Source organism: Niabella drilacis (genome assembly GCF_900101395.1).
Classification (GTDB): Bacteria; Bacteroidota; Bacteroidia; order Chitinophagales; family Chitinophagaceae; genus Niabella; species Niabella drilacis.
Map to the genome: position 1 here is coordinate 1 of NZ_FMZO01000006.1, position 23525 is coordinate 23525.

At 47.9% G+C, this 23525-nt stretch carries 20 protein-coding genes; 6 read left to right on the top strand and 14 right to left on the bottom strand.

Translation table 11 applies throughout. The annotated features are described in order from the left end of the window. Nucleotides 1–453: 453 nt before the first annotated feature. The 4 genes from BLS44_RS12000 to BLS44_RS12015 form a co-directional block, all read right to left on the bottom strand. Complete coding sequence (locus tag BLS44_RS12000) at nucleotides 454–906, bottom strand: protein-disulfide reductase DsbD domain-containing protein (protein WP_090390330.1); 453 nt, start codon at nucleotides 904–906, stop codon at nucleotides 454–456. Between the two features lie 88 nt (nucleotides 907–994). Further along, a complete protein-coding gene (gene purQ / locus BLS44_RS12005) occupies nucleotides 995–1708 on the bottom strand; it encodes a phosphoribosylformylglycinamidine synthase subunit PurQ (RefSeq protein ID WP_090390331.1) in 714 nt (237 codons plus the stop codon). Nucleotides 1709–2406: 698 nt separating this feature from the next. Further along, a complete protein-coding gene (locus BLS44_RS12010; protein ID WP_245729194.1) occupies nucleotides 2407–3387 on the bottom strand; it encodes a hypothetical protein in 981 nt (326 codons plus the stop codon). A gap of 89 nt (nucleotides 3388–3476) precedes the next feature. After that, nucleotides 3477–5054, bottom strand: a complete 1578-nt coding sequence (locus tag BLS44_RS12015) for a hypothetical protein (protein ID WP_090390333.1) — start codon at nucleotides 5052–5054, stop codon at nucleotides 3477–3479. Nucleotides 5055–5234: 180 nt separating this feature from the next. On the opposite strand from BLS44_RS12015, the gene BLS44_RS12020 reads away from it, so the two are divergent. Further along, nucleotides 5235–7214 carry a KUP/HAK/KT family potassium transporter gene (locus BLS44_RS12020; protein WP_449578686.1) on the top strand — a complete coding sequence of 660 codons (1980 nt, stop codon included), beginning with the start codon at nucleotides 5235–5237 and terminating at the stop codon, nucleotides 7212–7214. Nucleotides 7215–7773: 559 nt separating this feature from the next. Here the strand turns inward: BLS44_RS12020 and BLS44_RS12030 are convergent. The 4 genes from BLS44_RS12030 to BLS44_RS12045 all read right to left on the bottom strand — a co-directional run bounded on the left by BLS44_RS12030 (nucleotide 7774) and on the right by BLS44_RS12045 (nucleotide 12257). Further along, nucleotides 7774–8712, bottom strand: coding sequence for a hydrogen peroxide-inducible genes activator (locus BLS44_RS12030; RefSeq protein ID WP_090390335.1), 939 nt, complete (start codon nucleotides 8710–8712; stop codon nucleotides 7774–7776). Between the two features lie 148 nt (nucleotides 8713–8860). Further along, entirely contained in the window at nucleotides 8861–9775 is a 915-nt protein-coding gene (locus tag BLS44_RS12035; RefSeq protein WP_090390336.1) for a S66 peptidase family protein, read from the bottom strand. A gap of 8 nt (nucleotides 9776–9783) precedes the next feature. Continuing rightward, nucleotides 9784–10812: a S66 peptidase family protein gene (locus BLS44_RS12040; RefSeq protein WP_090390337.1), complete on the bottom strand. Its 1029-nt coding sequence runs from the start codon at nucleotides 10810–10812 to the stop codon at nucleotides 9784–9786. 194 nt (nucleotides 10813–11006) lie between these two features. Next, a complete protein-coding gene (locus BLS44_RS12045; RefSeq protein WP_090390338.1) occupies nucleotides 11007–12257 on the bottom strand; it encodes a dicarboxylate/amino acid:cation symporter in 1251 nt (416 codons plus the stop codon). A gap of 738 nt (nucleotides 12258–12995) precedes the next feature. Here BLS44_RS12045 and abc-f point away from each other — a divergent pair. Beyond that, nucleotides 12996–14594: a ribosomal protection-like ABC-F family protein gene (abc-f, locus tag BLS44_RS12050; RefSeq protein WP_090390339.1), complete on the top strand. Its 1599-nt coding sequence runs from the start codon at nucleotides 12996–12998 to the stop codon at nucleotides 14592–14594. 49 nt (nucleotides 14595–14643) lie between these two features. Here abc-f and BLS44_RS12055 read toward each other — a convergent pair whose 3' ends face one another. From BLS44_RS12055 to BLS44_RS12065, 3 genes are all read right to left on the bottom strand, one after another. Next, on the bottom strand, nucleotides 14644–14853 hold the full coding sequence (locus BLS44_RS12055) for a tautomerase family protein (protein WP_090390340.1): 210 nt from the start codon (nucleotides 14851–14853) through the stop codon (nucleotides 14644–14646). A gap of 121 nt (nucleotides 14854–14974) precedes the next feature. Then, on the bottom strand, nucleotides 14975–15403 hold the full coding sequence (locus tag BLS44_RS12060) for a pyrimidine dimer DNA glycosylase/endonuclease V (protein ID WP_090390341.1): 429 nt from the start codon (nucleotides 15401–15403) through the stop codon (nucleotides 14975–14977). A gap of 254 nt (nucleotides 15404–15657) precedes the next feature. Next, nucleotides 15658–15981: an MmcQ/YjbR family DNA-binding protein gene (locus BLS44_RS12065; RefSeq protein WP_090390342.1), complete on the bottom strand. Its 324-nt coding sequence runs from the start codon at nucleotides 15979–15981 to the stop codon at nucleotides 15658–15660. Between the two features lie 701 nt (nucleotides 15982–16682). On the opposite strand from BLS44_RS12065, the gene BLS44_RS12080 reads away from it, so the two are divergent. The 4 genes from BLS44_RS12080 (at nucleotide 16683) to BLS44_RS12095 (ending at nucleotide 21254) form a co-directional block, all read left to right on the top strand. Further along, a complete protein-coding gene (locus BLS44_RS12080) occupies nucleotides 16683–19127 on the top strand; it encodes a TonB-dependent receptor (protein ID WP_090390345.1) in 2445 nt (814 codons plus the stop codon). Between the two features lie 91 nt (nucleotides 19128–19218). Further along, the gene (locus BLS44_RS12085; RefSeq protein WP_176954403.1) at nucleotides 19219–20451 is read left to right on the top strand and encodes an S-adenosylmethionine:tRNA ribosyltransferase-isomerase; all 1233 of its coding nucleotides are present in this window, start codon (nucleotides 19219–19221) and stop codon (nucleotides 20449–20451) included. A 94-nt stretch (nucleotides 20452–20545) separates the two neighbouring features. Continuing rightward, complete coding sequence (locus BLS44_RS12090) at nucleotides 20546–20740, top strand: hypothetical protein (RefSeq protein ID WP_090390347.1); 195 nt, start codon at nucleotides 20546–20548, stop codon at nucleotides 20738–20740. Beyond that, nucleotides 20727–21254 carry a DUF6169 family protein gene (locus BLS44_RS12095; protein ID WP_090390348.1) on the top strand — a complete coding sequence of 176 codons (528 nt, stop codon included), beginning with the start codon at nucleotides 20727–20729 and terminating at the stop codon, nucleotides 21252–21254. The genes BLS44_RS12090 and BLS44_RS12095 overlap by 14 nt, the downstream gene beginning before the upstream one ends. Before the next feature lie 431 nt (nucleotides 21255–21685). On the opposite strand, the gene BLS44_RS12105 is transcribed toward BLS44_RS12095, so the two are convergent. The 3 genes from BLS44_RS12105 to BLS44_RS12115 form a co-directional block, all read right to left on the bottom strand. Continuing rightward, entirely contained in the window at nucleotides 21686–21934 is a 249-nt protein-coding gene (locus BLS44_RS12105; protein WP_090390350.1) for a hypothetical protein, read from the bottom strand. Nucleotides 21935–22024: 90 nt separating this feature from the next. Then, a complete protein-coding gene (locus tag BLS44_RS12110; RefSeq protein ID WP_090390351.1) occupies nucleotides 22025–22744 on the bottom strand; it encodes a DUF4670 domain-containing protein in 720 nt (239 codons plus the stop codon). 15 nt (nucleotides 22745–22759) lie between these two features. Further along, the gene (locus BLS44_RS12115; protein WP_143019753.1) at nucleotides 22760–23521 is read right to left on the bottom strand and encodes a neutral zinc metallopeptidase; all 762 of its coding nucleotides are present in this window, start codon (nucleotides 23519–23521) and stop codon (nucleotides 22760–22762) included. Nucleotides 23522–23525: the final 4 nt, after the last annotated feature.

A 23525-nucleotide genomic window follows, 5' to 3' on the forward strand; every position in this document is an offset into this window, starting at 1 on the left:
AATAAGGCGTTTTTCCCCATAAGGTGATTATACGCCTTATTTTAATAGCATTGGTGTCCTCACAAACCACTAGTAATTACGCATTTTAATAAAATTGATCCCGGTTCATTATAAATTGGGTGAAAAGAGCGCTCCAGAAGCATTTTCCGGCACTGTAAGTGCCTCGTGTTTATAGCAAGGTATTAAAGAGGAAACCCCGGCTCCTGCAGGAGCCGGATTGATTAAAACGACACATTTGCTATAAACACACTGCTCCTCCGGAGCTGAGCAATGCTGAAATCAGATGCGTTTGTCCTGCGCCCCTGCCCTGTGCTTCAGTTGCTTTAATCAGAAAAGCCCAGAGGCTCCAGGCTTTCATGACAGATAAAGGCGACTTCGTGATGGTACAGCAATCCCTCTAAAATATAAAAGCCATCTGTTGAAGATGGCCTTTCAAATAGTTGTTGCTCCTGTTTATCCCAATGGAATATTAAAAGGCAGGGTCTTGGGAGGCAGGCATTTTTTATCATCACAGGTCTGGTATTCCACGGTTCCGGAAACGGATGTTTTGGCCGCAGCCTTCAGGGTTACCCGCTGTACAAAAGTTACGGTATTGGAATACTGATGCGTAGTGGATTTGGTGCTGGCATCATGAAATTTTTCCATTTTCCCCACTTCCTTTACGCCGCCGGTGCGCACAATCAGCGGATTATTGGTAAAGTCCACCTTTGTTGGATAGGCAATAGCATCTTTGGGCTGTGTTTGGGAATAAAGATGCCAACCGCCCTTCAGAGTTGCTACCATCTGCACCTCGTATACTTTTTCACTTATTTTTTTTGCTGAAAACTTCCAGCTGGCGGGGTCTGTTTGTGCCATTGCAGTTCCAAAAGCCCATATTGCCAATACTCCCAATAGAATCCGTTTCATTTCTTTTGTTTTTGATCTTATAAATGCAAAGATACCATCCGGTTTCTTTACAAAAACCTAAAATACCCTCTTATAAAGGACGCGCTATTCAGGAAACCAGTTGCCCGGCCATCAATAAAGAAGTCAGGATCTTTTTGCCATCTTCGTTGCCCAGAACAGCACTGCAGGCCCGCTCGGGATGCGGCATCATCCCGAATACGTTCCGCTGCGCATTGCTGATCCCCGCAATATGGTCGGTAGCGCCATTGGGATTGCTTTCCGGTGTTTCATTGCCTGCTTCATCACAGTAGCGGAAGATGATCTGCCCGTTGGCCTTCAGCTGCGCCAGGGTTTCCGGATCGGCATAGTACCGGCCTTCTCCATGTGCAATAGGTATTTTATATACCTCCTGGAAGCGCCCGGCATCTTCCAACAGCTGCTCTCTATAAAATCCCCCGGGTTTAATGTAGATATTCTTGCAGATATACTGTTGCCGTTCGTTACGCAATAAAGCACCGGGCAGCAGGCCCGACTCGCACAGGATCTGGAATCCATTGCAGACCCCATATACTTTTCCCCCGTCATTTGCAAATGCGATCACCTGTTTCATCACCGGGCTAAAACGGGCAATGGCCCCGCACCGCAGGTAGTCGCCATAAGAAAAACCGCCCGGTAATACGATGCAATCCTCCGTGGTAAACGAGCTGATGTCCTCGCTTTTATGCCAAAGCGGCACTACTTCCTGGTTCAGATCATACTGTAAAGCATCCAACATATCCCGGTCGCAATTGGAACCGGGGAATATAACTACTCCAAACTTCATGTAAATATCGTTTTATGGTTCAACCAGACTGCAAAGATAGCCAAAGCTACGGTTATTTCAGCTTCCGGTGATCAGAATCGCAGGGCAAATGCATCTGAATTGGGTGAAAAGAGCGGGAACGGGAACACAATCAGGCACTGTAAGCGTCCCTGGTTTATAGCAAGGGGTTAAAGAGCAAACCCCGGCTCCTACAGGAGCCGCGTAACATTGTCAGGGCTCGACAAACACGAGGCTCCTTTGGAGCCAGACCAATTAAAACAACACATTTGCTATAAATACAATGCTCCTCCGGAGCTGAGCAATGCTGAAATCAGATGCGTTTGTCCTGGTCAAAATCGAGCATCCAGAACCGGGCCCCGAAGTTTCGCATCTGCGTCAGGTTAATTTTGGCCAGCATGAACATGAGATTGCGGATAACCATGGCAAAAGATTGGTACCCTTTCTACCTATAATTGACCGCCAAACCGCTGTTTCTCCCGGCTGCTGCCATGATAAACCCTTAAGGGGTTGTATGTAATGAACCACGCGTGAAACGCAGGGTTCATGATCCGGAGCCTGGTTGAACCCCGGCCGGGGCTCAATGCAAATAAATCGCCCATAAACCGGCGGTTACACCGCCGGCTATCCGGGCATAACCCCATTCAGGATTTTGCCGCTTACCCTGACGCATATGCGAAGTTTCGGGTGAGCATCCCGCCTTAAACCTGGAACACCGGTCGTCCGCCATAACCTGCAATCTCAATAGCTATTATATAACCTACCGTCAGCCAAAATGAAATCACCGGGTATAGCCGCACTTCACTGTTCAGGTATCCAAAACCATGTACCGCCGCACAGGGCACCAGCACCAGCACCCAGTTGGTGAACCCCGCGCCCGGGTTCACAAAGGCAATACCAACGGCCACCACAAAATAGATCAGAAACAGCATCCAGCCCTTTCGTACCTGTATCAGCATTTTTGACGAAAGTGCATGAATGGAATAAACACCTGCCAGCAGCGGCAGGATGGTCAGGAACAATGCCCCGGCAAACCAGAGCGGCTGTTTGCCCAGGTTAATACCTACCGAAAACGGCTCAAGCATGGTATACACGGTGGCCCACTGATCCGACAAAAACAGGTAGATCAAATAAAAATAATAGGGGGTAAAAAAACCGACCAGCAACAGCAGCCATTCATTGATACGGAAAGGTCGTAACAGGCCCAGGGCCAGCAATCCCCAGATAATAAAAAACGCGGCCGGCTGAAAGAACATGGTGGTGGCTCCCAGTACCAGGCCACAATTAAAGATCAGTCCTTTAGCATTGGGATGACTATGTGCCCTGAAAATAAAGATAAAAGACAGGAGGAACAGGAAGGATACAATAAGCGGAGCCGATAAGTAATTAAATTCCGGTATAAATGAAGATACCAGCATTAGCGCCATCCCCGGCAGGTAATTAGCCTTATTCACCAACCGCTGGTTATTGATAAAATTCGTAAGCAGGTAAGCCTGCCAGAACAGCAGCAAAAAAGCCAAAACGGTATAAAAAGACGGGAAAACAGCCACAACAGGCTTCAGGAACAGAAGCAGCCGGTCATAGAGAAACCCGTCCTGCGGGCGGATCACTACAGCCCCGTTTTCCGCAGCGGGCAGCAGCAGCCAGGGCAGTTTGAGCACCAGCCCCAGAATGAAAATCATAATAAGATTTCCCGGGTTCTTTTGTTTAAAAACTCCAATCACAATAACAGTCAGTCATAATCCGTGAAATACTACCGCTTTACGAGGGCTTAGAACGCTACTTTTGCAAAAGAAATGCTCTTTTTATATAAGTAGGGAATGATCATGCTGTTGGGTCCCACCTGTTTCCCATACCGCGGCATAAAATCTACATATTTATCCTTTGCTTCTACCGGCTCTGCTTCGGTCATCTGCCCGTCTTCTGTAATGATTACATCATCCAGGTCTGAAATTTTCCCGGCACGGTTCAGCACAAAATGCATCTGGTCCCCTTTCAGCAATACCTGGTACGAAATGGTACCATCCGTTTCCATTTCCGATTGGTTCTTGAAAATGATATTTTCCGTTGTCCGGTTGCCTTCCCTGTCAAAAGAGAATACCCCGATATTACCGGCGTGATACCGTGCGTACCCGCCATAGCCGTAACCGGGCCCCCACCAGTAGCTCCTGTAGAAGAAGGGGGAATAATAGTAATACGGCGACCAGTATCCTCCGCCCCACGGGCCCCAGCCGCCCCAGCCTCCGTAAAAACCATAGGAGCCATAAAATCCATAAGGACCGCCCCAGTAGTTCCACCGGTCCCACATACCGCCGGCATTGGTTGTATAAAGCGCTTCTGCCCCAACAGAAAAACCACCATTCCGGTGTATGACAATGCTGTTTATGAACAGGTCATTAAAGGCGGTTTTACTTCCGCCTTTCCCGCCCATCTTTTTCTTCAGCTCATCATTGAAGGGCGTAACCGTCTCAAATAATTTCCCGCGCTGATCAAGGCTCAGGGCATAGTTATAAATACCGGCAATATTTCCTCTTTTTTGCGTGGCATAAAAAGAGGTCATTAAATAGCGGTTATTGCCTTCATCCACCTTCAGTTTGATATCGTCGAGGAAAAGATCGTTGATTGAGAGCGGGTATTCTTTATAAATATCGCTGTTCTCCGGTTTCACAATCAGCGCGGCATCCTGTATGTTGCCGCTACTAAGCCGGTTATACTTAATAAAGGCAAAATCCCCGTTATCTGCCAGGCTGTAGCCATTCAGGAAATCGCCGCCCTTTACCATCGGAAGGGTATAACGGCTTTCTTTGACCAGGTTCAGCTCGCCGTCAAAAAGCCGGGTTTTGAAAACATGATGTGCCGGGTCCTTTTTATTGATCTTAAATAACAGGATCTTGCTGCCGTCGCTGCTTTTTACAGAGCTATTGATCTTCCGGTCTGCCTTATAAGCAATGATCGTAGTATCCAGCGTAACCGGCTCCCCCAGGATCTTTCCGTTGGCTTCAATCCTTACAGCATTACAGTAAACCGTACTCCCCTGCTGAAACTGGTAAAGCAGGTAGGCATAATTATGGAAGGGGTAAAAGGTCAGATCCAGCAGGTCACCCTTTTTGGGGAGCATGGTAACCGGAACAGATTCCAGTAACTGCATACTTTCGTTAAAAACATTGATCTGATGCTTTCCTTTAACTTCTTTATAGATGAGATAGTTGTTGGCCAGTTTTCCCAGGATTTCAAAATTCATCCGTTGCACATCTGCCTTATTTGCTTCGGCATACACAATAGTTTGTGCATTTGCAACGTTTATAAGGCTGAAACAGAGCAGTAACAGACTAAAAATCAACTTTTTCATAAATCTTTTTAATATTCAATTATAAAGTTACAGCTTTCTTTTCATACCCTGCGGGCTTTTAACAAAGCCTGTTACAGGGGGAAAAATATAGTGAAAGGCGGTAATAAAATAAGTTTTTTGTTTATTAATCTTTATCTAAACTTTGCTGCTTTATCGCAGAATAAAAAGGACTCATAGCAAGTGAAAGCTTCTACAAACAAAATGACGGCCGCCGGCCTGCTGGTTGCCTTAGGGATTATTTACGGGGATATAGGCACGTCTCCATTGTATGTGTTTAACGCCATTATCGGGAACCGGGAGGTGAACGAGCTGCTGGTTATAGGGTCCCTCTCCTGCATCATCTGGACCCTTACGCTGCAGACCACGATAAAATACGTAGTGCTTATTTTAAGAGCCGACAACCGGGGGGAGGGCGGTACTTTTGCCCTGTTTGCCCTGGTGCGGCGGCGACGAAAATGGCTGGTCATCCCCGCCATGATCGGTGGTGCGGCCATGATCGCCGACGGGATTATTACCCCACCTATGACCATCACCTCTGCCGTTGAAGGTTTATCCATCCTGCCCTCGCTCCGGCATATGTCTACCAACACTGTTGTCATTATTGTTCTTTGTATCCTTTGCGCTTTCTTTTTCTTGCAGCAATTTGGCACGGCTTCCATCGGTAAGATCTTTGGGCCGGTGATGTTCCTCTGGTTCACGATGCTGGCCATTTTTGGCGTCATCCATCTTTTTGATGATGTTTCTATATTCCGTGCCCTGAGCCCGCATTATGCCATTGATTTCCTGATCCGGTACCCGCACGGGTTCTGGCTGCTGGGAGCGGTTTTTCTCTGTACCACGGGTGCGGAGGCGCTTTACAGCGACCTGGGGCATTGCGGCCGCGAAAACATCCGGGTGTCCTGGATATATGTAAAATGCTGCCTGCTGCTCAACTATTTTGGACAGGGAGCGTACCTGTTGTCGCACCACAGCGGGCTTACGATCACAGAATCTGTTAAAAAAACACTGGGGATTAACGCCTTTTTTAACCTGATGCCGGAATGGTTTATTGTGCCCGGTGTTATCATTGCCACCACGGCAGCCATCATTGCCAGCCAGGCTATGATCTCCGGAGCCTATACGCTTATCAGCGAAGCCATGCGCTTAAACCTGTGGCCCAAGGTCAAGATCCGCTACCCGTCTGAGGCCAAGGGGCAGCTGTTTATCCCCGCTATTAACTCACTGATGTTTGTGGGCTGTGTAGGGGTAGTGCTTTACTTCCAGCAATCGTCCCGCATGGAAGCGGCTTATGGTCTGGCCATTATTGTTACCATGCTCACCACTACCATTCTTTTTGCCAATTACCTGGTACTGAAAAGGATTAAACCGCTTTGGGTGTATATCTTCATTGCAGGCTACCTCATCATCGAGATCGCCTATCTTATAGCCCTGCTTGCCAAATTTGTGCATGGCGGTTATATTACGGTGATGATCGGCGGCCTGATGTTTATGGTGATGTATGTCTGGTACCGCGCCAGGAAGATCAAGAACCGTTATGTGGAGTTCGTGCGTATGGAACACTACATCCCCAAAATGCAGGAGCTCAGCGCCGACCGCTCCATCGCCAAATATGCCACGCACCTGATCTATCTGACCAGTGCCGACAATCCAAAAGAGATCGAGCATAAGATCATCTACTCAATCCTGAATAAAAAACCCAAACGGGCCGATATTTACTGGTTTGTACACGTAGACACCCTGGATGACCCTTATACCGCTGAATACAAAGTGGAGCACATTATCCCCAATGATATCATCCGCATCGATTTCCGGCTGGGATTCCGCATACAGCCCCGTATCAATATCATGTTCAAAAAGGTGGTGGAAGACCTGGTCGTGAATAATGAGGTGAACATTATCAGCCGCTATGAAAGTTTGGCCAGCAGTAATACGGTAGGCGATTTCCAGTTTATGGTAATGGAAAAATACCTCAGCCCGGATAATGATCTGCCCTTTATGGAAAAGATCATCATGAAGCTGCATTTCCTGATCAAGCAGATCAGTCTTTCCGAGGAAAAAGGATTCGGGCTGGATCTTTCCAATGTAACGGTGGAAAAGTTCCCGCTGATTGTAGCGCCCCTTACGAGCGTTAAGCTGAACAGGATCCAGGATCCGGAGTAACAATTTTTTTGTTCCAGGTTTAGAGCCTGTTTAAATTTTATTGATGGAACTTATTATGAAGCTATTTTGGAGCGAAACAAGGAAAATTTTGCAGGCATAGTAGGCCACTATGGCGAAAAATTTAACGTAGTTGCAGCCCAAAACAGCCATAATAAAGCCATTGAATAAATTTTAAACAGGCTCTTAATGTTCAAAGTTCCAGGTTAGATTCCGTTTTGCACTCGATAATCTATTGCCGTTGCCTATTCACCATTCACTTCAACTGGGAGGACAGGGAGACCGGGGAACCAGGATTTTTTTCCGACATACAAAACGATTTTCAGGATGCTGAACGTTAACGGCATGTTTCAGGTTCCGTGTTAGGTGCCGTTTTATACTTGATGCAAGCGGGCAACGCTCCTATCCCGGCGCAATCGACTGAAGGCTGATCGCTGAAAACTGAAGGATCAAAGCTGTTGCCGGCTTCAGGTTCCAGGTCAGATTTTTCATACCCGAAGATCTGTGCATTATTGCCCATTGACTCATTCTCTCATTTCCAAATTTTCAAATTACTCCTGCCTCATCCGATCGGGATCACATTAGGCGAAGGCTTTTTCTTCAGCTGCTCCGGCACGGCCAGGAGGATCTCATCACGCAGTGCTTTTACCAGCTTTTCCTTCAGAAAATCGCGGTGCACGGCCAGGCTTACTTCCCTTACGGGAACGGGCTTTTTAAAATGCCGGATCAGCTGTTGCTGGCTTTTGGGCATCTGCAGGGTCACCAGCTCCGGCACGATCGTTACACCATCGCTGATCTCCACCATACGCTTCAGGGTTTCCAGGCTGCCGGCTTCATATTCCAGACCGGAATGTTCTTTACTCTGCTGCTGCAATTCGCAGATGGAAAGGATCTGCGAGCGGAAACAATGGCCCTCCTCCAGCAGCCAGAGTTTGCTGGTATCGATATCCCGGGGCAGGATATACTGTTTTTCATACGCCCGGTTCTTCTTAGAGGTAAATACCATCAGTTCTTCGTAAAACAATACGTGTTCCGTAATGCCGGGCTCGCTCAGCGGGGTTACCAGGATCCCGGCATCAATTTTTTCATCTTTCAGATAAGAAACGATCAGCTCGGTCATCAGCTCATGAATGATCAGCTTAATATCCGGGTATTTTTTTATAAAAGCAGGAACAAAGATGGGAAGCAGGTAGGGCGCCAGCGTAGGAATGATCCCGATGCGCAACTGACCGGAGATCTTTCCCTTCTGGTCTTCAATAAACCGGTTCAGCTCATTACGCGCGTGCAGCACGCGCCGTGCATGCTCCAGTATGCCCTGCCCTGTAGACGTGGGCACCACCGGCAGTTTGCTTCGGTCAAAGATCTTCACCCCCAGCTCTTCCTCCAGCTTCTGTATCTGCATACTCAATGTGGGCTGGGTAATATAACAGGAATCCGCAGCTTTTATAAAGTTCCGGTGCACATCCACGGCAATGATGTATTCCAACTGCTGCAAGGTCATAATTATCTGTTTTATCTATAAAGATAAACAAATGATTGATTCTAACTATATACGACAAAAGTACGGAAACGCCGGCCCCGCCTTGGCCGTTCACTGAAAATGCCCCTGCAAAGATCCCCCTTTGTGTTCCGGTGATACCAATAAGGGATCAGATCTCTTCCAGCACTACCCTTTTATCAATAGCAAGGCGGTAACTTCCTCCTACTTTCAACGCGTAATTTTCCTTATCATGGCTAACCGGAAAATCAAAGCAAACGGGGTAACCATATTCCTTCACTTTATCCCAAAGCAGGTCTTTGAGATCCTCTCCAAAAGGGCGTGTGGTGTCCTGCAGATCGGTAAAGCGGCCGAAGATAAGGCCCGCCAGCTGGCTTAGCTTTCCACTGCGTTTCATCTGGTACAGCATGCGGTCGATACTGTATTTCTGTTCGCCGATATCTTCAATAAACAGGATCTTTCCTTTGGTTGACATATCTGACCGGGTGCCGATGGCATTGACCAGCAGCGAAAGATTTCCTCCTGCAAGCTGCCCGGTTGCCGTACCGGCCCGGTTGTACCCCGAACCGGGTACTCTGTAGCAGGCCTTCATGCCGCTAAGCGCCTGGCGCAACGACTGTACATACCGGTTCCGGTAGCCATTGTCGTTAAATGCTGCGGCCATGGGAGCATGCAGCCCTGCAATACCGAAATTGCGAACAATATGATTGTGAAAAATAGTGATATCGCTGTATCCGATCACCCATTTGGGCCTTTTCCGGAATTTCCTGAAATTGATCCCATCAATGATCCGTCCCATACCATAGCCGCCGCGGCCGCAAAGCACGGCCTGCACACCATCGTCGTCCAGCATCTGCTGCAGGTCCAGCAGTCGTTCCTCATCCGTTCCCGAAAAATAGCTGGCAGAGGGTCCACCCAGTGTTTGCCCTGTCTTTACGACAAACCCCCACTGTTGCAGCACACGTATACATGTTGCCGCTTTAGCCGCATCCATATAGCCTGCAGGACACACGATCCCGATCGTGTCGCCTTTTTTCAAAGAAGGAGGTAATATTATACGCTTCATATGATACTTTATATACTGGTTAAGGTGGCTCCGTCTGCAGTGACCGATAACCGGTGCTCAACGCCACAGCGCAATGCATAATTATTGATCTGGTGCCCCACCGGAAAATCGAAACAAACAGGGTAGTTATACGCTTTTACTTTCTCCAGCACGATATCATAGATATTTTTGCCGAACTGCTCATCCAGCGGATCCTGTTTGATCTTCATTCCGCCAACGATCAGCCCTGCCAATCCTGATAACTTGCCCGTACGCTTCAGGTTCCAGAACATACGGTCAATACTGTACAGGTATTCGCCCGTATCTTCCACAAACAGGATCCGGCCATAAGTATTGATATCCGACGCAGATCCGGCAAGGGTCTCGATCGTTTTAAGATTACCGCCCACCAGCGGAGCCATGGCCGTTCCCGGTCTGTTTAATTTATTAAACGCTTCCGCTGTATAGCTCATTTTTTCACCCGTCAGCGCCCTCCGGATCGATTCGATCGTATCTTTCTGCAACGGATCTGCCGTTTCCCAGATATCCGGGAAGCTGTTGCACATTTTGGAATGAATAGAAGCAATCCCGAAATTCCGGTTAATATGGGCATGCAGTACCGTAATATCGCTGAACCCGATGATCCATTTCGGACGGGCTTTAAACCGGTCCCAGTTCAGCTCATCCACGATCCTTACGGACCCGTAGCCCCCGCGGGCACACATAATGGCTTTTATCTCCGGGTCGTCGAGCATCTTCTGCAGGTCCTCCCTGCGTTCTGCATCGGTGCCCCCAAATGTAAAATCCCGCTTACCGATGGTATAGCCCAGCCGTACCTTAAAGCCCCATTGCTGCATCAGTGTAGCTGCGGGCAGGATCCCCTCCCGCATGATAAATCCTGCGGGGGCCGTAATGCCGATCATATCGCCGGGTTTCAGATAGGGAGGGATGATGCCCTTATTATCGGTTCCCGTAACGCCGGCGTTGACCATGGCCGCCGGCATACCCGCCGCCGCCAGCAGCGTTAATGAAGATTGCACAAAGGTTTTCCGATTCATAGCTGCTAAGATAGGATCGGGAATCTATATTATAAGCACTAAATTCCAAATACCCGAATTCATTGAAATGTAACATGAGCCCCGCATGGCACCCTGTAAGAAGCAAAACGAAGCCTGCATCAATCCATCACCCAACCAACAACATTTCACGTCTCGCCCCGCAACTGATCTGTCAAAAGTAAAAGGTTCCCATATCAAACCTCTAATCCAGCCTTAACCTGAAATTTTGCGCCTGTGAGCCGGGTCACTACCATTGCAGCAACGGTATTACCGGTTGCATTCAGAACGGTGGCCAGCGGATCTACCAGGGTGCCGATGATCATTACCGCGGGCACAGTCTCCGCAGGCAGACGATAGGCAGCAATCATCAACAACTCACCGATGTATCCCCCGTTCGGGATCCCGCCTTCTACCATACTGCACAGCACCGTGATCCCCAGGGCGAGGATAAGATGCTGCGGATCAAAAAAATTCCACCCCAGCATCTGGAATACCACGTAGATCTTGACAATCGCTGAAATGGACGATCCGTTTTTATGTAACGTGGTGCCCAGCGGGATCACAACATTGGCAACGGACGCGGGGATACCGATACGGTCAGCAGCAACCAGGTTTGCCGGCATGGTAGCGAGGCTGCTGCAGGTGCTTACAGCCGTAAGAGACGGCACCATATTATTTTTCCAGAACAGGCGTATCCCTTTACGGCCATTGGCAACAAAAGCATATAATGTAAAAAAGATAAAAAAGTACAGGATGCCGGTTCCATAATATAATGCCATCGGCTTTGCATAAAACCCAAACAACTGTGGTCCCAGGTCGGCAGCCTGGTAAGCAATATATGCACCCAGTCCTACCGGCGCTCCTTTCATGATCAGCAGCAGCAGGTTCTTCATTACCTCATTGCCGGCCACCAACCAATCGAGAAAGGGTTTTGCTTTTGGCCCCGACCGGCGCACCGCTGTCCCGAGCAGCAAGGCAAATACCAGCAATGCCAGCATATTCTGCCGCGACAGCAACTGGTAAAATTCTCCTACCGTAAAAAATGCCACCAGGCGCTCTCCCCAGTTCCGGTGATCGCCCTCCGGAACCATAGCTGCGGCCCCCTGGTCTGCCATCGGTATCGCCGGGGGAAACAGCCAGGCCATCAAGATGGTAAAAACTGCTGCCAGGAGCACAAAGGCCAGGAACGTTATGGCCATTGCCGCCAATATCCGCCCCAGCCGGTTCTTTTGCTCAATGGCCGCAACAGATACGGCAATGGCAAAAAAAACCAGGGGCACCACCGTAACAAAAAGCAGGTTCAGGAAGATATCACCCACCGGCTTCAAAACAGGAACTATTTTGGGAAAGAAAACACCGGTTATCCCCCCTGCAACCATCCCCGCCAGCAGCAAAATGATACCGGAATAGCTGCGCCACAATTGTTTGCCTGAAAACTTTGCCATAATGCGATCTGTACTTATAAATATAGGTAAAATCACGCACTATCTGCAGGGGCCCTTTGCCGGGATGCTGTCCAAATGGTCGCATTCCTATAAACGCGATGTAACACATCACTTGTTTCCGGGTCTATTGAACGACGATAGGCATACAAGATGAGACAGGAACAGACCCTGAAATAAATTCAGGAATACATGGTCCGGGATGACATCTTCAGGATGCACATACAATAACCCCGTTAGCTATCGCATGTGCGTCAAGCTAAACAGCTAACCCCGAATGGGGTTATGGCTGTATTGGCGGCGGTGTTACCGCCGGCTCGTTTACGATCGGTTTGCATTGAACCCCGTTGGGGTTCAACCAGGGATCTTGATCATGAACCACGCATTTCACGCAGGGTTCATCGAATGTCCCTTTCATAAAACAGGACCTCTGGATCCCGGATGCTTAAGGAAACGACATTAACAGAAGCAGTACCAATCCTATGCCATGGTTACCGGCAATCCCCTACCGGCAAAAATTAATCCGACGAACATCCGATCGCTATCGAAGCAGCATGACATTACAATTTGGAATGCGCCCCCCTGAGACAGAGCCTGTTTGCTACAACCAGGTAAAATCCGTACCTTTGCACCTCAACGCAATCTTATTTCATAAGCACATGTAATCAACTCTTTCTTTTAAGACAACAGGAACAAGGCCCGACCAGGCTGTTATTTTATCCAATCCTTAAAGAAAGAAACATGCTGACACTTCAGAACCTGTCTTATACCCATCCCGATAAAGAGCCCCTCTTCAGTAATCTTCATCTTACGGTCAACCGCCATGATAAAGCAGCGCTGATCGGCAACAATGGAGCCGGAAAATCAACCCTGCTCCGGGTGATCGCAGGCCAGCTGCGGCCTTCGGCCGGGCATATTGATCCAGATCCACACCCCTACTATGTACCCCAGGCATTTGGGCAATACAACCATTTTACTATTGCCCGGGCACTGGGTGTTGAAAGCAAAAGGAATGCGCTGAAAGCCATACTCAGCGGTCATACATCAGAAGAAAACTTCACAGCACTTGATGATGACTGGACCATTGAAGAGCGGTGTACCGAGGCGCTGCAATACTGGGAACTGGAGGATCTCGACCTGTCGCAACCCATGCAAACCCTGAGCGGTGGTCAGAAGACAAAAGTATTCCTGGCCGGGATGAGCATTCACCAGCCCGGGTTCATTCTTTTAGATGAGCCCAGCAACCACCTGGATGCAGGGGGCCGGCAATTGTTATATCGTTTTATACAATCCACACAGGCAACCCTCATCGTTGTAAGCCACGACCGGGTATTGCTGAATCTGTTAAACACGGTTTTTGAGCTGGACAAACGGGGCATCACGGTTTACGGTGGTAATTACGATTTTTATACAGCGCAAAAAAAAATGGCACAGGAATCTCTGAACCAGGACATCCAAAACAGGGAAAAAGCGCTCCGGAAAGCCCGCGAAAAAGAGCGGGAGACACTGGAACGCCAGCAAAAGCTGGATGCACGCGGAAAAGCCAAACAGGAGAAAGCCGGTGTTGCCCGCATTATGATGAATACGCTCCGAAACAACGCAGAACGCAGTACCGCCAGAATCAGCAACGCACATGCCGAAAAAACAGGAAGTATCTCACAGGAACTCCGGGAGCTGCGCTCCGCGTTACCGGACGCAGATAAAATGAAAATGGGATGGGAACATTCTTCCTTGCACAAAGGCAAAGTGCTGGTTACCGCCGCGGCGATCAACTATGGATACAGCACACAGCCCCTGTGGAGCAAGCCCCTTTCGTTCCAGATCCTCAGCGGAGAACGGATCGCCCTTCAGGGACTGAACGGTTCCGGTAAAAGCACCCTGCTCCAGCTCATAACAGGGACACGCGCTCCCCGAACCGGCACCCTTTACCGGGCCGAAAGTCAAGCGGTTTATATCGACCAGGATTACTCCCTTATCAATAATACGCTGAGCGTTTACGAACAGGCCCTACAATTCAATACAACTGCCCTGCAGGAACACGAAGTAAAGATCCGGCTGAACCGGTTCCTGTTTACACCGGAATACTGGAACAAGCCCTGCGGTACCTTGAGCGGAGGGGAGCGCATGCGCCTGATGCTCTGTTGCCTCACCATTGGCAACCATGCACCGGATATCATCATTTTAGACGAGCCGACCAATAACCTGGACCTGCAGAACATCGGGATCCTCACAGCCGCCGTTAATGAATACAAGGGTACGCTGATCGTGGTATCACATGACCCTTATTTCCTGGAACAGATCCATATCGGGAAAACGATCCGGCTGAAAGCATCCGGGTGATTCGGTTGAATTACATTTCCGTTTTTCCATACCCGGTAGTCCCTGCGGGCTATCCGGAACTATCCGTCTTTTTCCGGTAGTCATCCGTCAACATTCCTGAAAATCCCCAGTTCTCCGCGTCGATCTCCTGGATCACAATATGAATATGCTCCGGCTTTTTGCCAAGGACATTCACCAGTGTTCCGGTAAACTGTTGTACGATCTGTTCCTTTTGATCCCGGGTAATACCCCGGGTTACCTGTAAATTGATATATGGCATAATAAAGATGATTTATTGCAATGCCGGTATACCGGGCGCGTGCCGTTCTGGTTACCGGTATTATTTATAAGCAACAGTTGTCCCTGCCACTACAGCAGGTTACCTGCAACATCCCGGGCCGCTAAACGACCTCCCAGGCTTCAATACCACCAGCAATAACGTCAAATAACCGGTTTGCTTCAATATCTGCAGTACTTTGAAGCTGCGTGAATTTTTCCGGGTCACGGGTCATTAGTTTTTTCAGCAGGTGCTGAAATTCATAGTTCAGCTGCCCCTCCTGTACCTTTATCCGGATTGCTGAAGATGCCCTCCCGATCTTCGTCTGGTCAAACCGGTATCCTCTGCGCAATGCTTCTTCATATACTGTGGTCAGATAGGCATTGATCGCCGCTACTGGTCTTTGCAGACCTTTAAACCGGTTAAGCTGCGGATGATTCCTATACCCGGCCGTTCTGCCTTCCAGAACATGTTTGGCAAGCAGGGTCTCCCGCCAGAGGGCAACAAGCCCCCTGGCATCCAGGTACTTCGGATGTAGCGACCAGAGCCTCATCTTTTAATTGTTGCAATGAACCATATATAAAGATCGGAAATCCCCCGGGAATAATAAAAACAGGGTCGGGCGGCCGGAACAGTAAAGGGCAAAAAAATTATTTTATTTCTTAATAAAAATATTATTTATATATGAAAATTTTCGTACCTTTACCCCAGTGTTTTTCATAGGTTAGCAACGGCCAGCTCTTTTCAGGGCAGGCCTTTTTTATATCCGTCTGATTTTTAATGAAATCCCCGCCTTACGCCGGCACTCTATTTTTTCTTTTTCACAATTTCATTATAGGCAGACAGCAGGGCTTCTGTAACCAGTTGTACCGCAACGGAACTGAGCGCAAAGGTGGTGGCGCCTTTTTCGCCCCATTTATTGGGAACGGGATAAATATTGGTGGGATCCATCCTGCAAAAAACGGCCTGCTCCCCGGGGCTTAAAAAGATATTAGCGGTATGATCTTTATCAAGGTAGGTTGCAAACATACGCCTGCCGGTAACTTTAAACCCCATTCGTTCAAAATGTGGCCGGGCCTCGGTTCCCGGAAAAGAAAGGGCAAGAGCTGTAAATGCATTCTTTGTGATCATTGTATCTTCTATGATTTATATCGCCCTTGCGGACTTTAGCCCTGCAGCGCCGGCCTGCTACCGGCAATGCATTACTTACGGGCGGTTCTAACCCGGAATACCGAAACACCGCTGTACGTTGTCCCGATGATGCCAGCGGCATTATCTCAAGCATACGCCGGTTCCGATACCCGTATGTTGAATATACAAAACTTTTTTCAAGCCTGCGGTACATGCAGGGCAAACGCATCTGATTTCAGCATTGTTCAGCTCCGGAGGAGCAGCGTGTTTATAGTAATCTGCTGTTTTATCAACCCGGCTCCTGTAGGAGCCGCGTGTTTGTTGGGCCCGAAATTTTACACGGCTCCTACAGGAGCCGGCTTTTTTCTTTAATACCTTGCTATAAACACGCGGCACTTACAGTACCTGAAAATGCTCCTGGTGTGCTCTTTTCACCCAATTTGGATGCGTTTGCCCTGCGGTATCATTTAATTGCCGCCGATGCCCTGATCACCCAGCGGATTTGCAGAAACCGATCAGCGGGACGGCCCGCAGGAAACGGTCCGAGAATGGTTCCGCTGCTCTATGCAGCTTTCCCGATGCAGGTCTATGCCAGCTGCACGCTTCGTCTTTTTTATGCATTGCTCATCCCGCTTCAGTACCGGCTTTTTATTATATTTACCGCTCTTACCGACCCGTACCACTAAATACGTTCTCTTAAAATGAAAAAATATTCCGGGCTGCTGCTGGCACTTGGCTTTTATATTCAGGCAACCGCGCAACAGCATCCTCTTTCCGGTATCGTGGCAGACAGCGCTACGCATGCACCACTGGAGGCGGCTTCTGTTATTTCTTATCAAAACAACCAGGCGGGCGCCGCCATTGCTTCTCAAAAGGATGGTCGCTTCACCATCCGGATACCGTCCGGAGCACCCTCCTTCTTGCAGGTATCCCACAAGGGCTACCAAACGAGAAAACTGGAGCTGCCTGCTTCGCCGGTCCGCAATATGGATACGATCTATCTGCAACCCGTTGCCACGTCTCTGGAAGCGATCGTGGTGCAGGGCAGAAAGCCCCCGGTATCTTTTAAGGTAGACCGGCAGGTTTATAATGCCGCACAGTTCGGTAACGCCTCCTCCGGAACGGGAGCGGACCTGGTCCGGAACCTGCCCTCGGTTTCCGTAAATGCATTGGGTACCATCAGTTTCAGAGGTTCTTCCAGCTTCCTGGTACTCCTTAACGGCAAACCTACACAGGGAGACCCGGCCACGGTGCTAAGCCAGTTACCGGCTGCTGCCATTGAGAATATTGAGATCATTACCAGCCCTTCGGCTGCTTACGATGCCGATGGAAAGGCCGGCACCATCAATATCATTACCAAAACCGGAGTTGAGGATGGATGGATGCTGCAATCGGGCGTAATGTACGGAATGCCGCCTGTGAATGATTTTGACAACGCCCATCATCCACAACGGTTCGGAGCCGATATCAGCGCCGGGTACCGCAAAAACAAATGGGATATCAGCGGTGGACTGAACTACCTGCGGAATGACATTGCAGGATATCGCGAGGGCGACGTTTATACGATCCGGGATGGCATCAAAACTGCATTCCCTTCCAACGGTGAGCGTAGTTTTAAACGCTACAACTACGGGGGAAGACTGGCGGCCAGCTACCAGGCGGATACCCGCAACCTCATCAGTGCCGGGTTCTACCTGGGCAAAAAATTCCAGTCAAGAGAAGCCGACCTCCTGTACAATAATTACCGGCAGGATACCCGGACCGGAGAAGTATTGGCCCCTTTCACCTATTACAACGCCAACACCCAGGAAAAAGAAGGGTTGTTCAGCCTGGCAAACCTGGACTATACCCATAAGTTCAGCAAAACATCCTCCGTTGCCCTGGGTGCCCTTTATGAACATGCCGGCCTTTCGGGCAATACCTATAACCGGAACCTGTACTACCCCAATACTACGGATACCATACAATTTACGCACAACCCCAACAGCAATCCGCTGAATGCCTTTCGCGTAAAAGCAGACTACACCCAAAAACTGGGCACACAGCTTACCTTGCTGGGCGGTTACCAGTTCCGTTATGATCTGCAGGACGGGAACTTTACCTATTACACAAAGGTCCAGGGGACTCCGGACTATACGATCGATCCTGAGTTTACCAGCCGTGTAAAGACCCGCAACCGCATCCACGCAGGATACCTGCAACTAAATGGACTGGCCCGCAAACTGAACTATAACCTGGGGGCACGACTGGAATATTCTGAACGGGATCTGAGTTTTTCAAAAGACCAGGCACAACAGCAGCTTACCCTCAATAATTTCTTTCCGTCTGCACAGTTCCGTTATGCGCTTACGGATTTTTCCGTGCTTAAGGCCGGCTACAACCGCAGGATCAAGCGTACCAATAATTACGAGCTCAATCCTTTTCCGGAGCGGGAGCACTCGGAAACCCTGGAGCAGGGCGATCCACGCCTGTTGCCGGAGCTCACGGGTACCTATGAAATGGGATGGGAGCAAAAGCTCGGAGGCGGTTCGTTCTTCCTGACCCTCTATCATCAGCGGATCCAAAATCCCATACAGCGGGTCAATAAGGTATACAACGATTCGATCCTCAACCGGGTATTTACCAATGCGGGCAAGGCTTTTCAAACAGGTATGGAAACCAACCTCAGTGTGCACCTGGCTCCCTGGTGGCAATGTGTATTGGGAGGCAACGTTTACAAATATAAAATTGCGGGTGAAATTTTTAACGGAACGATACCGGTTTCCAACAGCAGCTGGGTATACACGATCAATACCAGTCAGCAGTTCACGCTTCCGGCCAACTGGCTGCTGCAATTAAGCATCAATTACCTCTCGGAACGCATAACCGCCCAGGGTGAAGACAGCCGTTTTCTGACGCCTCATTTTACCGCTAAAAAAACAACAAAGGATAAACGATGGTACTTCCAGCTGCAATGGCTGAATATCGACGCCGGCATGAAGGAGTCGAACCGCCAGCGCATTACCACATATGGAACAGATTTTTATACCACCACCAACTATATTTATGAGCCCGACCAGTTCCAGCTATCCGTAGGTTTCAATCTCTCCCGCCGCAACAGGAAGCTCAATCTGCCTCAAAGCGAGATGGGCGAAAAAGAGTTTTAGCGGTGTGCAGCCCCGGGAGGTTTTAGCAACGCGGCAGGTCTGGCCCAAAAAATAAGCTAACTTGCACTTTATTTTTAAAACCCGTTTCATTTTGCATCCGAAGGACCTGAATATTGCTGATTTTACGTACGAGCTCCCCGAAGCAAAGATCGCATTCTTCCCGTTAACACAGAGAGACGCTTCCCGGCTGCTTGTTTACCAGGCAGGCACTATAACTACCGGTACGTACCGGCACATCGATCAATACATCCCGGAGCATTCACTGGCTGTTTTTAACAACACGAAGGTAGTAGAAGCCCGGATCCTGTTTAAAAAACCAACCGGCGGCCAGATCGAGGTCTTTTGCCTGGAGCCCCATGAAAGCTATGCGGATATTACCACCGCCATGGCACAACAGGGCAAAGTGTTGTGGTGCTGCCTCATTGGCGGGGCCTCAAAATGGAAAAGCGGACAGGTGCTTACCCGCTCTATTGCCGGTCCTAAAGGGGAAACTGTTCTTGAGGCACGGTTTATAGAAAAACGCAGTGACAGTTTCCTGATCGAACTAAGCTGGACACCGGCATTCCTGAGTTTTGCGGAGATCCTGCATGCCACGGGGCAGATCCCGCTACCGCCCTATATAAAGAGGATTGCAGATAAAGCGGATGAGGAGCGATACCAGACAGTGTATGCCGCGCATGACGGGTCTGTAGCAGCGCCCACCGCCGGCCTGCATTTCACAGAAGACGTTCTGAAAAAATTACATGCAAAAAATATTCAAACTGATTTTGTGACCCTGCATGTAGGTGCAGGCACCTTTAAACCGGTAAAAGCAGCCATAATGAACGATCATGAAATGCATGCCGAGTTCATTGTTGTAACTCCCGGGCTGATCCGGAAGATCGCCGGCCACCAGGGGCATCCGCTTATAGCCGTTGGCACTACTTCTCTGCGCACCCTGGAATCCCTGTACTGGCTGGGGGCAAAGCTGCTGCAGGATCCGGATTGCTTTAGCAGTGAACTGCCTCATGTTGATCAGTGGGACCCTTACGAGGAAAGCCTGCAACAATATACTGTTACGGACGCCTTAGAGGCGCTGGCCGCACACCTTTCTGAAAAACATTCCGGTACCCTCGTTGCCAAAACACAGATCATTATTGCACCGGGTTATCCCTTTAAAATTGCCGATGCATTGGTGACCAATTTTCACCAGCCCTCTTCTACCCTGCTGCTGCTGGTGGCAGCCTTTATTGGAGATGACTGGCGGAAGGTTTATGACTATGCGCTGGCGAACGATTTCCGTTTTTTGAGTTATGGGGATGGGAGTTTGTTGTGGCGGGGGTAGACAGAAACTGAATAACAACAGGTTATATCCTTATTTAAGAATTTATTGCTGAACTTATTTTAATGTTGTAACTTGCTATATCAAATTTGAAACAATGCAAACATCTTTAGAAAAAGCACCATTTCAGCAGCGTACAATTGAATACTTTACCAAAAAATCCCAGGAAGCAAAAGGTAAAGAGAAATTACTTGTTGCCCTCGAAATGAGCAAATATATTACCGCAGCAAGAGAACATGGTTTATCATTTGATGAACTCAGAGAAGCAGGTTTTAGATTTGCAACCGTATAATTATATAACGTACAAACCAGACTACTACACATTTGTTACTGCTTACAAATACGAATACCATTGTTATTTTTATGATTTTTCTGCTGCTTTTTCTGAATATCCCGAATTAGCCCCTAAGGTTTTCGGCTTTAATCTCGACCTGGTGTTTAAGCCTGAAGGCCTAACCAGGGTACCCCCTGATCCGGGTATTGCTGTAACAGTGACCAACATCCTCAAAACATTTTTAAGTAAAAACGAGAATGCGGTAATCTATATCTGTGACTATAGCGACAACAGGGAAAAAGCGCGTTTTTATACGTTTACCAATTGGTTCAGGCGCTTTAATGACGGCTCAGTTGTACATCTTAAAGGAATGATCCGCGCCGGGGAAACAACCATTTTGAATGCGATGCTCATCAACCGGGAAAACCCATTGCTCAATGATTTTATTGAAGCCTACGAGATACTTACCGGTATTTATACGAAACCGGATAACGACTACCTGGACAATATTTTAAATGACGGGGATTGGTAGGCAAAAAATAAAACCTGGTATTACCGGTTCCCTCTGCCATCATTATCGAAGCATGCAATGATCCCGTTCCGCCTGTCATTGGAAAAAGATTCCGAAGTCAAAAGGATATAGTAACAGGTGGCGTTATGGAATACCCTGCGGCTTGCTGGATCAAACCATAATAATATTTATTTCCATACATACCTGGCTCCGGAATCGTAATATTTGCAATTTTTTGGCCAGCTGAAAATGAAACACTCCCCATGGTTGGTATATTTGAACAGGAACTGTAACCGTGGGTAATATATAGCGTTCCGGAAGATGTAAAAGCTGTTCCATCACATTTTTGAACCTGAAGCGTAATAGTCTTATTAGTAAAATCATAGCCATTAATGCCAAGATTAATTAACCCATGAGATATGGAACAGTTATCATTAAAAGCCCCTTCACAATTATTCTGATGTCCCTGAAACATTCACAGCAGCTCCGCCGTCAATGCTAATACTTAGAGAAGTATATCCAGAGGCGGAGAAGTTGAATGTAGCAGAACTCATGGTTACAGCTGATACCGTAAAGGAATTGATAACGGGTTTGGCGGTTGTTGGTGTGTCCCCTGCCCCGGTATCATTTTTATGACATCCGCTGGCCAGCAGCAGGATGAAAGCTGGTAATAATTTTAAAATAGTGAAAGGCTTTCTCATATAAACAGTTGTTTTACGGTGGTTTGTTGCTGCTTATTTATTTTTCTCAACTATCACAACAGACCGATATCGAATAAAAAATTTAACGATCTAATCACCCGCAAAAAAAGCCCAAATTTTATAAATCAGAAACAGAAACCCAATAGCAATAGGTAGGAAAATAATCATAGTAATTATTTCGACTAATTTTTCAATTCCCCGTGAAAAAGAATATCCCGAAAAAACAGCTATAATCCCTGCAATAAGGAAGGGGCCAATAATTGAGCAAATGATAATAGTAGCTTTCCTTTTGGCTTTAGTTTTCTTTAACGCCCTTTCTGCCGCTTCCCTTTGAGGCCTTGCTCTTTCCCATTCATCGGCTTCCAGCCTTGCTTGCTCCTGCGCCTCAGCTTCCCGTTTATTTATAGTGTACCAATAACTGCTGCTCACAGTACCATGACACTTGGGACACCGCGATGCATTCCTCTTCAACGTAATGTACAAACAGTTAGGACATTCATATTCCCCCGGATTAGCAGATTCATATTCTGCCTGCCTTTGCAGCTCCTGGTTTCTTCTTTGTTCTCTTTGCTCTCGCTGATAGCGGTCGTCTTCCTCATTTTCTCTAATGATATTATCCATTTCCTGCCTTTTCCTGTCATCTTCCCTAAACGCTTTCAGTTGCTGCTCCTGCTTGCGCTGATTAGCGCAATTGGAGCAAAGATATCCGCCCAACATTCCCCCTCCCCATTCCGGTTTCCGTCCAAAAAGAGAATCATCATAAGAAAATAAATTGCCACATTGGGCGCATGTTTCGGTTTTAAAACTCATAGCAAATTTTTTTATTTAAAATAGACCATCAAGCATTTTGTTTGCATTAGAATAAACATCGGCATTGTCAACCGGCGGTATTGCATTAGTTCTGTAATAACATTGGTACCGGAAAATATAATCTGACAAATAATTGTACCCGGCTGTTACAGCCGTTTTTCTTTCGTTTGCAGTTGCGTGATGCTGAGGATCAGTAAAACTATCATCGCCCAATGATTGAAAGAGATCTATTATTGAAGAAATATCGTTAGCCCCGTAATATCTTGTATCCGATTGAACATTGACCAGCATTCGTTGTAAACAAGCATACATTCCTGCACAAAAATCAGCAAACAGCTCATTCGCTTTTACGGCACGATCCCTGTTAAAATTCCAGCCCATTGAATGAGTTTTTGCATGAGCCGCTTCGTGAGCTATCAAAAATGGTATTACGCTCCCATATATAAAACCAGCTTTTTCGGGTGCCAATCCATAAACCCGTATGATATCATTCAAGAAGTTGGTATCAAGTACAATATTTCCATTATCAGGATTATAATGTGGCCCATTATCACCATCATTTGCAAAATAGAGCCTGGGCTTTATCCGCAGCATCCAATTGATATTTGTAAGTTCTGTATAGCAGACGTTGTTAATAGTACGATTTCCCGAGGTCGTTAGTAATGGTTTTGGATTTGAAACATCATTCACTTTTCTTGAATAAGAAATGCAGCCCTGACTATAGAGCGTATGCACATTAGACAATAGCATTACAAAAAATATTTTACCTCTATTCATTAAA

Coding starts and splice junctions, on each gene's coding strand:
- BLS44_RS12010 (WP_245729194.1), bottom strand. CDS start 3,387: ATGATTTTCATTCTGGGGCTGGTGCTCAAACTGCCCTGGCTGCTGCTG.
- BLS44_RS12065 (WP_090390342.1), bottom strand. CDS start 15,981: ATGATCACAAAGAATGCATTTACAGCTCTTGCCCTTTCTTTTCCGGGA.
- BLS44_RS12030 (WP_090390335.1), bottom strand. CDS start 8,712: ATGACCTTGCAGCAGTTGGAATACATCATTGCCGTGGATGTGCACCGG.
- purQ (WP_090390331.1), bottom strand. CDS start 1,708: ATGAAGTTTGGAGTAGTTATATTCCCCGGTTCCAATTGCGACCGGGAT.
- BLS44_RS12060 (WP_090390341.1), bottom strand. CDS start 15,403: ATGAGGCTCTGGTCGCTACATCCGAAGTACCTGGATGCCAGGGGGCTT.
- BLS44_RS12035 (WP_090390336.1), bottom strand. CDS start 9,775: ATGAAGCGTATAATATTACCTCCTTCTTTGAAAAAAGGCGACACGATC.
- BLS44_RS12110 (WP_090390351.1), bottom strand. CDS start 22,744: ATGAGTTTTAAAACCGAAACATGCGCCCAATGTGGCAATTTATTTTCT.
- BLS44_RS12115 (WP_143019753.1), bottom strand. CDS start 23,521: ATGAATAGAGGTAAAATATTTTTTGTAATGCTATTGTCTAATGTGCAT.
- BLS44_RS12040 (WP_090390337.1), bottom strand. CDS start 10,812: ATGAATCGGAAAACCTTTGTGCAATCTTCATTAACGCTGCTGGCGGCG.
- abc-f (WP_090390339.1), top strand. CDS start 12,996: ATGCTGACACTTCAGAACCTGTCTTATACCCATCCCGATAAAGAGCCC.
- BLS44_RS12090 (WP_090390347.1), top strand. CDS start 20,546: ATGCAAACATCTTTAGAAAAAGCACCATTTCAGCAGCGTACAATTGAA.
- BLS44_RS12000 (WP_090390330.1), bottom strand. CDS start 906: ATGAAACGGATTCTATTGGGAGTATTGGCAATATGGGCTTTTGGAACT.
- BLS44_RS12055 (WP_090390340.1), bottom strand. CDS start 14,853: ATGCCATATATCAATTTACAGGTAACCCGGGGTATTACCCGGGATCAA.
- BLS44_RS12015 (WP_090390333.1), bottom strand. CDS start 5,054: ATGAAAAAGTTGATTTTTAGTCTGTTACTGCTCTGTTTCAGCCTTATA.
- BLS44_RS12105 (WP_090390350.1), bottom strand. CDS start 21,934: ATGAGAAAGCCTTTCACTATTTTAAAATTATTACCAGCTTTCATCCTG.
- BLS44_RS12045 (WP_090390338.1), bottom strand. CDS start 12,257: ATGGCAAAGTTTTCAGGCAAACAATTGTGGCGCAGCTATTCCGGTATC.
- BLS44_RS12080 (WP_090390345.1), top strand. CDS start 16,683: ATGAAAAAATATTCCGGGCTGCTGCTGGCACTTGGCTTTTATATTCAG.